1 protein-coding gene is annotated in these 229 nt (G+C 61.1%); it reads right to left on the bottom strand.

Features of this window, described 5'->3' with window-relative positions; translation table 11 throughout:
* Positions 1-229: transposase (locus C7G61_RS43720; RefSeq protein WP_145963886.1), on the bottom strand; the 229-nt coding region annotated here is incomplete at both ends.

The raw sequence follows: 229 nt of genomic DNA, 5'->3' as shown, positions 1-229 counted from the left end.
AGCTTGTTGGCGAGCGCAATCGCCAGCACGTTGTGGTGCAATCGTTTCTTGGCGGCTTCGATCCAAGATTTGAGGCCATAGCGCTCCCAACACTTGACCTTGACCAGCACGACCCACGCGGCTTGCACGAACAGCGCGCGCAGGTAGCGATTGCCGCGCCTTGATATCTTGCCGAGGATCGTGCGGTCGCCGGTCGAGATCTGCTTCGGCACCAGTCCAAGCCAGGCGC

Origin of the sequence: Bradyrhizobium algeriense (assembly GCF_003062295.1) — a bacterium.
Classification (GTDB): Bacteria; Pseudomonadota; Alphaproteobacteria; order Rhizobiales; family Xanthobacteraceae; genus Bradyrhizobium; species Bradyrhizobium algeriense.
The sequence above is the reverse complement of the archived record's forward strand: the minus strand, read 5'-3'. Positions and strand labels throughout refer to the sequence as shown.